The sequence below is a fragment of the Blastomonas sp. CCH1-A6 genome (genome assembly GCF_001556365.1).
Classification (GTDB): Bacteria; Pseudomonadota; Alphaproteobacteria; order Sphingomonadales; family Sphingomonadaceae; genus Blastomonas; species Blastomonas ursincola.
Genome location: NZ_LSIS01000191.1, coordinates 1 through 8,136 on the forward strand (window position 1 = coordinate 1; position 8,136 = coordinate 8,136).

Annotated in this window: 7 protein-coding genes; 3 read left to right on the top strand and 4 right to left on the bottom strand. The window is 61.5% G+C overall.

Annotated features, from left to right (window positions below):
* Positions 1 to 228 precede the first annotated feature (228 nt).
* From AX735_RS08460 to AX735_RS08470, 3 genes are read left to right on the top strand one after another with little or no spacing between them, the layout of a single operon-like run.
* Positions 229 to 2,157, top strand: a complete 1,929-nt coding sequence (locus AX735_RS08460; RefSeq protein ID WP_066278545.1) for a pilus assembly protein — start codon at positions 229 to 231, stop codon at positions 2,155 to 2,157.
* A 47-nt stretch (positions 2,158 to 2,204) separates the two neighbouring features.
* Positions 2,205 to 2,756: a TadE family protein gene (locus AX735_RS08465; protein WP_231750063.1), complete on the top strand. Its 552-nt coding sequence runs from the start codon at positions 2,205 to 2,207 to the stop codon at positions 2,754 to 2,756.
* Positions 2,753 to 3,613, top strand: coding sequence for a hypothetical protein (locus AX735_RS08470; protein WP_066278551.1), 861 nt, complete (start codon positions 2,753 to 2,755; stop codon positions 3,611 to 3,613). The genes AX735_RS08465 and AX735_RS08470 overlap by 4 nt, the downstream gene beginning before the upstream one ends.
* Positions 3,614 to 3,661: 48 nt before the next feature.
* Here AX735_RS08470 and AX735_RS08475 read toward each other — a convergent pair whose 3' ends face one another.
* From AX735_RS08475 to eno, 4 genes are all read right to left on the bottom strand, one after another.
* The gene (locus AX735_RS08475) at positions 3,662 to 5,041 is read right to left on the bottom strand and encodes a pyruvate dehydrogenase complex E1 component subunit beta (protein WP_066278553.1); all 1,380 of its coding nucleotides are present in this window, start codon (positions 5,039 to 5,041) and stop codon (positions 3,662 to 3,664) included.
* Positions 5,041 to 6,060, bottom strand: a complete 1,020-nt coding sequence (gene pdhA / locus AX735_RS08480; protein ID WP_066278558.1) for a pyruvate dehydrogenase (acetyl-transferring) E1 component subunit alpha — start codon at positions 6,058 to 6,060, stop codon at positions 5,041 to 5,043. The genes AX735_RS08475 and pdhA overlap by 1 nt, the downstream gene beginning before the upstream one ends.
* Before the next feature lie 218 nt (positions 6,061 to 6,278).
* Positions 6,279 to 6,590, bottom strand: a complete 312-nt coding sequence (locus AX735_RS08485; protein WP_060979062.1) for an FtsB family cell division protein — start codon at positions 6,588 to 6,590, stop codon at positions 6,279 to 6,281.
* A gap of 105 nt (positions 6,591 to 6,695) precedes the next feature.
* Positions 6,696 to 7,970, bottom strand: coding sequence for a phosphopyruvate hydratase (gene eno / locus AX735_RS08490; RefSeq protein ID WP_066278556.1), 1,275 nt, complete (start codon positions 7,968 to 7,970; stop codon positions 6,696 to 6,698).
* Positions 7,971 to 8,136: the final 166 nt, after the last annotated feature.

The following is an 8,136-nucleotide window of genomic DNA, read 5'->3' on the forward strand; positions in this document are numbered from 1 at the left end:
TCGAAGGCAAACAGCGCCCGAGCCCAGTCGCGGACCTGCCGGTCGCCATAGCCGACCGCCAGCGTGACGAGCGGAGAAACAGGGGTCTCTGGAGGAACCATGGCGCGCGCAGTCCCCCAATTTCCGGGTCAAATCAAGGTAAACTTGGGCTTAACCATCTCCCTTTGAGGGCTGCTTACCATTGCGCGGATACAAGGCACGCTGCGTCTAAGGGGCATTAACCACATCATGACCATCCGCCACACCGAAGATCAGCGCTTTGGCACCAGCGCGCGGGCCGATGCCGCGAAGACCGGCGCGCGCCCTTGGCTCAACCGGCTGCTTGCGTCGAAACGCGGCAACGTGCTGCCCATTCTGGCCGCCAGCATCCTGCCCATGGCAGCGATGGTCGGCGGTGCCATCGACATGAGCCGCGCCTATATGGTCAAGTCGCGCATCCAGCACGCGTGCGATGCCGGCGTGCTGGCTGGACGCCGCGCCATGGCACAGACCACCTACACGAGCGAAGCCGAAGCCCAGGCCGAAGCGTTTTTCGATGTGAACTACCAGGAGGGATATAACGATACCACCGGCGTATCCTTCGAAACCGAAAACCCTACCGGTTCCAGCAAGATCACAGGTTCTGCCTCTGCCGACATGCCCACTGCGATCATGGGCATGTTCGGTTATGACACGCTGAACATTTCCGTCACCTGCGAAGCCGAGCTGAACCTCACCAACACGGACGTCACGTTCGTGCTCGACGTGACCGGCTCGATGGCCGAAACGCTGACCAACTCGAACGGCGTTTCTGCCGTCAAGCTCACCTCTCTGCAGGAGGCGGTGATGAGCTTTTACGATACCATGGCGACCGCAGCAGCGGGCAGCGATGCGCGCATTCGCTACTCGTTCGTGCCGTATTCGAGCAACGTCAATGTCGGCGAACTGCTCTACGATACCAATTCCGCCTGGCTAGTCGGCGGCGCTGCTGGCGAGAGCTGGGCCTATCAGTCTCGCGTAACCTTCTGGCAGGACTGCGAGATTTTTGGCGCGACCCAGCCGGTAACCTGCCCGAATTCTCGTCCGCACAGCGCCTTTTCTGGTGGTACCAACACGACATCGTCGGCTTGTTCCACATGGGGTGGATCAGCATCCGAAACCAGTACCGTAAACGGAGTGACCACCGTATCGACCTACCAGCGCTTCTCCTGGAACGGATCAAATAGCAACTGGTCAGGCTCGGGATCGAGACAGTGCCTCCGCATCCGGACGCGGCGCGTCACGCCAAACCATGTACGACCGGCAAACAGCTCCGCTGCACGGGTGGCCTATTCACAGGGTCGAGTTACCTATCCGGTCAGCGATTTTGTGCGTTCGATCAAAACCGCCAATCCGTCTGTCTTCACGCCGACCGAAACAAACGGCAGCACCAGCCGCTGGCGCGGCTGCATCGAGGAACGCGACACTGTGGCGGCAACCACATTTGCCAGTACGCGCAATGGCATTACCGCGGATGGCAATCTGGATGCTTATGACCTGAATATTGATGATGCTCCAACCAACACCGCAACGAAATGGCGCCCATACTGGCCGGAGGTATACTATCGGCGCCAAAGCAAGACTAATTCTACTCCCGTCAAGTCGAATACCGCCTGCCCAAGCAAGGTCAGCCTTTTGGCAGCGATGACACGGCAACAGGTCTATGATTATGTTTACGGCCTTACTGCCGTGGGTCGCACCTATCATGACGTGGGGCTGATCTGGGGCGCTCGCCTGGCCTCGCCCCAGGGTCTGTTTCAATCGGTCGTCAATGAGGCGCCCAGCAATCCGGGTTCGGTCAGCCGCCACATGATCTTCATGACGGATGGTCAGCTGGCCCCCTCCTGGGACTCTGCAACCATGTATGGGGTCGAGCGACACGATCAGCGCATTGTTGGAACAGCTGGCACTGATAGCGATCAGGACATCAGGCACCGCGACCGCTATCTGGCGGTCTGCCAGGCCATCAAGTCCAAGGGCATACGCCTGTGGGTCATCGCCTTCGGCACGGAACTGAGCGAAGACATGGAGACCTGCGCCAGCAGCGGCAGCTCCTTCACTGCCGACAATGCAGACCAGTTGAACAACGCATTTGAAAATATCGCCAAGAACATCGCAGAATTGAGGTTGACCCAGTGATGCGCAGATTGGGATTCATCCGGCGGGCGGGCCAGGATCGGCGCGGTGTGACCGTGACCGAATTCGGCCTGATCGCGCCCACATTCCTGCTCTTGCTGCTGGGCGTGTTCGATCTGGGCTTTACCGTCTATGCCCGGGCCATTCTCGATGGTGCCGTGCAGAAAGCCGGACGCGACGCCTCGCTCGAGAGCGGCGGATCCGCTCTCGACACGATCGATCAACGTGTGCGCGAGAATCTTGGTCCACTGGCCAATGATGCCGATATCGCGCCCCCCGTACGACTGAGCTATCAGGACTTTGCCAAAGTGGGCCTTCCGGAAGAATTCGAGGATGAAAACAACAATGGCATCCGCGATCCCGGGGAATGCTTTATCGACGAAAACTCAAATGGCATCTGGAATGCCGATCTCGGCAAGGAAGGTATTGGCGGGGCACGCGACGTCGTCTTGTACACCGTCACCATGCGCTACAGGCGCAAGTTCCCGCTCTACGGATTGATCGGGTTAAGCGACTATACCACGATCAAGTCCGCGACAGTGTTGCGCAACCAACCCTTTGATGCCCAGAACGCCCCCACCAACGAGACGATTTGCACATGATCTCCGGCAGAACCCAGAATGCCAGGCCTGGCCTGTCAAACCGCGTCCGCAGGCTCGCGCGCAAATTGCGGCGCGACAAGGCGGGGCTGGCGCTGATCGAATTCGCCTTCTCGCTTCCGATCTTCATCGGGATCGGCTTTTACGGGGTGGAGATTGCCAACCTGGCCATCACCCAGATGAAGATGAGCCAGATCGCGCTGAACATGGCGGACAATGCCTCGCGCATCGGGACGCTCAATGCCACGCTGGGTGCAAAGGTCATCAACGAGCAGCAGATCAACGATGTGTTCCAGGCGGCCGCGATCCAGGCGGGAGCCGCCGGGATCTATCAGGACGGGCGCACCGTACTTTCCAGCCTGGAAGTCAATGAAAGCGGCGGGCAGACGATCATGTGGCAGCGGTGCAAGGGCACCCTGTTGGAAGATTCGGATTATGGTCCGGAAGGCACAGGCGCGACCGGGACGAGCTTTCAGGGCATGGGGCCAGCGACAAGCCGCATTCAGGCCAGCGAGGGCACGGCGGTGATGTATGTCGAACTGACCTATGTCTACCAACCCCTGTTCGGCGACATGTTCGTCGGAGAGAGGGAACTGCACCAGGAAGCGGCGTATACGGTCCGCGACGCGCGCGATATCGGCGAAGAGCCCATCAACAATGTATCCTCGGCTCGCCAGTCAACCTGCGACAAATATGATGCCATCCTGCCACAGACCAGCGACGCAGAGATTGCCTCGGCCCAGGCCGCAGCCGAAGCTGCCAGGGCCAACGACATGAAGGACGGCGTGCTCGACGGCAATGCCGGCAAGGGCGACAACAAGGGTATCTGCGTCGCCGGACTGCTCTGCATCAGGATATGATATCGGCCGGGCCGTGCTGCCCGGCCGATATTATGATGCAGGTCGCGCTCAGCCCTTGTAGGTGACCTTCTTCACCGCCGCGATCACGCGCGCGCTGTCGACCAGCGCAAGCTTCTCCAGGTTCGCGGCATAAGGCAGCGGCACGTCCTCGTTGGTCACGCGCAGCACCGGCGCGTCGAGATCGTCAAAGCCCTGCTCCATCGCCACCGCGCAGATTTCCGACGCGATCGAGCAGACCGGCCAGCCTTCCTCGACCACCACCATGCGGTTGGTCTTCTTCAGGCTTTCGAGCACGGTCGCAGTGTCGAGCGGACGCAGCGTGCGCAGATCGACCACCTCGGCATCGATGCCCTCGGCCGCCAGCTTCTCCGCCGCCTCGAGCGCGACGCCGACGCCGATCGAATAGCTGACGATGGTGACGTCCGAGCCTTCGCGCATGATCCGCGCCTTGCCGATCGGCAGGACATGGTCTTCGAGCTTGGGCACATCGAAGGTGCGGCCATAGACCAGCTCGTTCTCCAGGAACACGACCGGGTCCTCGGTGCGGATCGCCGCCTTGAGCAGGCCCTTCGCATCGGCACTATCATAGGGCGCAATCACGATCAGGCCTGGAACATTGGCATACCAGGGACCGAAATTCTGGCTGTGCTGCGCGCCGACGCGGCTCGCAGCGCCATTGGGGCCACGGAACACCACCGGACAGCGCATCTGGCCGCCCGACATGTAGTTGGTCTTGGCCGCCGAGTTGATGATATGGTCGATCGCCTGCATCGCGAAGTTGAAGGTCATGAACTCGATGACCGGGCGCAGACCACCCATCGCCGCGCCCGCACCGATGCCGGCAAAGCCATATTCGGTGATCGGCGTGTCGATCACGCGGCGCGGCCCGAATTCCTCGAGCAGCCCCTGGGTGACCTTGTACGCGCCCTGATATTCGGCGACTTCCTCGCCCATCACGAACACGCGGTCGTCGCGGCGCATTTCCTCCGCCATCGCATCGCGCAGCGCCTCGCGCACCGTGGTCGGCACCATTTCGGTGCCTTCGGGGATCGCCGGATCGCTCACCTCAGCCCGCTTGGGCGTTTCGGGGACGATCTGGACATTCTCGGTCGGGGCTTTCGCCTCGGGCTCGGGCGCCGGGGTTGGAGCGGGCGCCGGTGCGGCTTCCGCCGCCGAAGTGTCCTCGCCTTCGCCCGCGATCAGCGCGATCACAGCGCCGACCTTCACATTGTCGGTGCCCTCGGCGATCAGGATCTTCGAGATCGTGCCTTCATCGACCGCCTCGAATTCCATCGTCGCCTTATCGGTCTCGATTTCGGCCAGGATATCGCCGGAAGACACGGTATCGCCTTCCTTGACCAGCCACTTGGCCAGCGTCCCCTCTTCCATCGTGGGAGACAAAGCAGGCATTTTCAGTTCGATGGCCATCAATATTGCTCCACCAGCACATCGGTATACAGTTCGGACGGATCCGGCTCGGGCGAGGTTTCGGCAAAGTCTGCCGCCTCGCTGACGATCGTGCGGATTTCCTTGTCGATCGCCTTCATCGCATCTTCGCTCACGCCCATCTTGATCAGTTCGGCCTTGGCCGCCTCGATCGGGTCGGATTTCTCCTTGACGTTCTGCACCTCCTCGCGGCTGCGATACTTGGCCGGGTCGGACATGGAATGGCCGCGATAGCGATAGGTCTTGAGTTCCATCAGCAGCGGACCGTTGCCGCCACGGACATATTCGAGTGCCGCCTCGGCCGCGCCGCGCACTTCGAGCACGTCCATGCCGTTGACCTGCATGCCGGGGATGCGGAAGGAATCGCCGCGCCGGTAGAATTCGGTCTCGGCACTGCTGCGGGCGACCTTGGTGCCCATGGCATAGCCGTTATTCTCGATCACGAAGATGATCGGCAGCTTCCACAGCGCAGCCATGTTGAAGCTTTCATAGACCTGCCCCTGGTTGGCCGCGCCATCGCCGAAATAGGCCATGCACACGCCGCCATCCTCGGAATATTTGTGCCCGAAGGCGAGACCCGCACCCAGCGGAACCTGCGCGCCGACAATACCATGGCCGCCATAGAATTTGTGCTCGGTCGAGAACATGTGCATCGATCCGCCCTTGCCGCGCGAGATGCCCGCGCCGCGTCCGGTGAGCTCGGCCATGATGATCTTGGGATCGATGCCATAAGCCAGCATGTGCCCATGGTCGCGATAGCCGGTGATCACGCTGTCCTTGCCCGGCTCGAGCGCCGATTGCAGCCCGACCGCGACCGCTTCCTGGCCGATATACAGGTGGCAGAAGCCGCCGATCAGGCCCAGGCCGTAGAGCTGGCCCGCGCGCTCCTCGAAGCGGCGGATCAGCAGCATTTCCTTGTAGAAATGCAGCAGCTCTTCCTGGCTGGCTTCATAGCGGTCGGGGTTGCGCGGACGCGGATGATTGCTGCCCTCCTCGGGCAGGACCGGAGCTTTCGACGAGGCCTTTGCGGGCGGTTTGCGAACGGGCTTTGCAGCGGGTGTCTTGACCAAGACGGAAAACCTTTCACGCTGATGGATCAGTGCCATGCGGCAGGGGGAGGATTGACCCCCTTCCTATAGAAGCAGAGCCAAGGTTTACGCAACGGCCAAGGCGGTTTTTGCGCAATATTCCCGCAGCATCCGCGCTTTTGCGGGGCCGCTTATTTCAGCGGAACGATGACCTCGTCGGGATGCGCGACATTGAGCTCGCGGCGGACCAGTTCGCTCACCAGATCGGGATCGACCGCCTTGGGATCGAGCAGCTCGACACGGTTGCGCAGCGCATCGCGCTGCTTCTGCAGCCGCGCCAGCTCGACCTTCTGCACCTCCAGCCGCTGGCGATAGTCGCCCCAGGCCAGCACGCCCGTCGGCCCCAGCAGGGCATAGGCCGCAATGGCGAGCAGCGCGACGAGCGAGATGCCCGGCGCGATGGCCTGTTTTGCGGGTTTTATGACGGGTTTGCGCGACGACATTAATCTCTTGAATCACAATTGATTCGGGCTGGCAAGCCGAAACGGCCAGCCCGAATCAAATATGCGATCAATGGCTCACAAGTCGCGGAACAAAACGGGTTTTGTTCAACGGAAGATGGCAGCACCCGCATAATGCGCCGATGCACCCAGCTCCTCCTCGATGCGGATCAGCTGGTTGTACTTGGCAAGCCGGTCCGAGCGCGCGAGCGAACCGGTCTTGATCTGACCGCAATTGGTGGCGACCGCGAGATCGGCGATGGTCGCGTCCTCGGTCTCGCCCGAACGGTGCGACATCACTGCGGTATAGCCTGCGCGATGCGCCATGTTCACCGCTTCCAGCGTTTCGGTGAGCGTGCCGATCTGGTTGACCTTGACCAGCAGGCTGTTGGCCAGGCCCTTTTCGATGCCCATGGCCAGTCGCTCGGGATTGGTCACGAACAGGTCGTCGCCGACCAGTTGCACCTTGTTGCCGAGCAATTCTGTGACCGCGAGCCAGCCTTCGAAATCGTCCTCACTCATGCCGTCCTCGATCGAGCGGATCGGATATTCGGCGCACAGCTTGCCGAGATAATCGGCCATTTCGCTAGGAGAGAGCGACAGGCCCTCGCCGCTGATCTCGTACTTGCCGTCGCGGAAGAATTCGGTCGCGGCGCAATCGAGCGCCAGCATCACGTTCTCTCCCGGCTTGAACCCGGCCTTTTCGACCGAGGCCATGATGAAGTCGAGCGCGGCGCGGGTGGAGGCCAGGTTCGGAGCGAAGCCGCCCTCGTCACCGACCGCGGTAGCCAGGCCCTTTTCGTGCAGGCCCTTTTTGAGCGTGTGGAAGATTTCCGATCCCCAGCGCACCGCTTCGGCCAGGCTGTCCGCCCCGACCGGCATGATCATGAATTCCTGGAAATCGATCGGGTTGTCAGCATGTTCGCCGCCATTGATGATGTTCATCATCGGAACCGGCAGGACGTGCGCCGATACGCCGCCGACATAGCTGTAGAGCGGCAGGCCGCGCGCGTCGGCTGCGGCCTTGGCGACCGCCAGGCTGACACCCAGGATCGCGTTGGCGCCCAGGCGCGACTTGTTCTCGGTGCCGTCCAGGGCGATCATCGCCATGTCGATATCGCGCTGATCCTCAGCATCAAGACCGACAATCGCTTCGAAAATCTCGGTATTCACCATGTCGACGGCCTGGGTCACGCCCTTGCCCAGATACATGGACTTGTCGCCGTCGCGCTTCTCGACCGCCTCATAGGCACCGGTCGATGCGCCGGAAGGCACACCGGCGCGACCAAAGCTACCGTCTTCGAGCAGCACGTCGACCTCGACCGTGGGGTTGCCGCGGCTGTCGAGAATCTGGCGGGCGTGGATGTCCATGATCGCGGTCATAAGCGGCACTCTTTCCGGTATGTGGTGGGTGGAAGGATGGCGCCCCTCTAGGCGGTGGGCCGCGTCTTTGCAACAGGCGCAGGTGATCCCGAGAGGCGCTGTAAAGTCGCGTTGCTGCAGCCGCGAAAGCGCTTGAAAATATGCCGGGAGAGGCCAGAATATAACT

Bases quoted from the DNA above. Each gene is read 5' to 3' on its own strand.
- eno (WP_066278556.1), bottom strand. From the start codon at position 7,970: ATGACCGCGATCATGGACATCCACGCCCGCCAGATTCTCGACAGCCGC.
- AX735_RS08485 (WP_060979062.1), bottom strand. From the start codon at position 6,590: ATGTCGTCGCGCAAACCCGTCATAAAACCCGCAAAACAGGCCATCGCG.
- AX735_RS08475 (WP_066278553.1), bottom strand. From the start codon at position 5,041: ATGGCCATCGAACTGAAAATGCCTGCTTTGTCTCCCACGATGGAAGAG.
- AX735_RS08470 (WP_066278551.1), top strand. From the start codon at position 2,753: ATGATCTCCGGCAGAACCCAGAATGCCAGGCCTGGCCTGTCAAACCGC.
- AX735_RS08460 (WP_066278545.1), top strand. From the start codon at position 229: ATGACCATCCGCCACACCGAAGATCAGCGCTTTGGCACCAGCGCGCGG.